At 46.0% G+C, this 1,585-nt stretch carries 1 protein-coding gene; it reads left to right on the top strand.

The genetic code is table 11. The annotated features are described in order from the left end of the window. A partial coding sequence (locus tag EH55_RS12885) for a DEAD/DEAH box helicase family protein (protein WP_037978679.1) occupies positions 1-1,585 on the top strand: 1,585 nt, incomplete at both ends.

Here is a 1,585-nt window from a genome sequence, read left to right as displayed (position 1 = left end):
ATGCAGCAGATCATTGAGCAAATAAAAACTTTGCGCACGCCGCTGAAACTGAACGGTTTCATCAACGGAAAAAGTGTGTCCATCACTCGTGATAATCCCGATGACAAAGAGCACTTCGGGAAAGAAGTGTCTCTGAAGATTTATGACCGTCAGGAAATCGCCGCAGGGCAAAGCCGTTATCAGATTGCACGGCAGCCGAAATTCACCGCAAAGACAAGTATGCTTCCCGGCCGTCGTGGAGATTTTATGCTCCTGATTAACGGTATGCCGCTGATTCATGTGGAACTCAAGAAGAGCGGTATACCGGTATCCCAAGCGTACAATCAGATTGAGAAATACTCCCACGAAGGCGTATTTACAGGTTTGTTTGCGCTCGTTCAGGTTTTTGTCGCAGTGAATCCGGAAGAAGCCGTTTATTTTGCCAATCCCGGGCCGGACGGCAAGTTTAACTCGGATTTCTATTTCCATTGGGCAGATTTCAACAACGAGCCAATCAATGATTGGAAGACGCTGGCATCCACATTCCTTTCGATTCCTATGGCTCATCAGCTTATCGGGTTTTACACAGTCGCAGACGATACCGATGGTATTCTAAAAGTTATGAGATCGTATCAGTATTATGCTGCCAATAAGATTTCCGATACCGTTGCAAAACACAAATGGGAAAACGGAAACCAGCTCGGAGGATACATATGGCATACAACCGGTTCCGGCAAAACTATGACATCCTTCAAATCTGCACAGCTGATCGCCAATTCAAAGGATGCCGACAAAGTAGTATTTCTCATTGACCGTATTGAGCTCGGAACGCAGAGCGCCGGTGAATATCGCGGATTTGCCGAAGCAACGGACGATATCCAGGAAACGGAAGACACTTCCGTATTGATTGCAAAACTGAAAAGCAACGACCCCGCGAATACACTGATCGTTACTTCCGTTCAGAAGATGAGCAACATCAAGGACGATACGGAAGGCAAGCTCAAAAAAGCAGATCTCGACTTGATTACATCAAAGCGCATTGTATTCATTGTTGACGAGTGCCATCGTTCCACTTTCGGCGACATGATGCGGGTCGTAAAGCAGACATTCCCAAAGGCCCTCTTCTTCGGCTTCAGTGGAACGCCTATTCAGGCTGAAAACGAAAAGAAAGGCAGCACCACCGCCGACGTATTCGGCAGCGAACTGCACCGTTACAGCATTGCTGACGGTATCAGGGATAAAAATGTTCTTGGCTTTGATCCGGATAAGGTTCTCACGTTCAAAGAAAAGGACATACGCGAGGCTGTCGCGCTTGATAAAGCAAAGGCAAAAACTGTAGCGGAAGTGTTCTCTGACGCGAAAAAGCAAAAAATCTATTATGAGTATATGCATAACGTTCCCATGGCGGGCTTTGAAGATGCCAATGGGAAATATGTGAAAGGCATTGAAGATTTCCTGCTTGAGAACGGTCAGTACCGAACAGAAGAACATCAGAAAATGGTTGTCCGGGACATCATTGATAACTGGATCACCATCAGCCATAATCATAAATTCCATGKGATTTTTGCCACTTCCAGCATTCCGGAAGCTATTCAATATTACAAGC

Origin of the sequence: Synergistes jonesii, from assembly GCF_000712295.1 — a bacterium.
Taxonomy (GTDB): Bacteria; Synergistota; Synergistia; order Synergistales; family Synergistaceae; genus Synergistes; species Synergistes jonesii.
The sequence above is the reverse complement of the archived record's forward strand: the minus strand, read 5'-3'. Positions and strand labels throughout refer to the sequence as shown.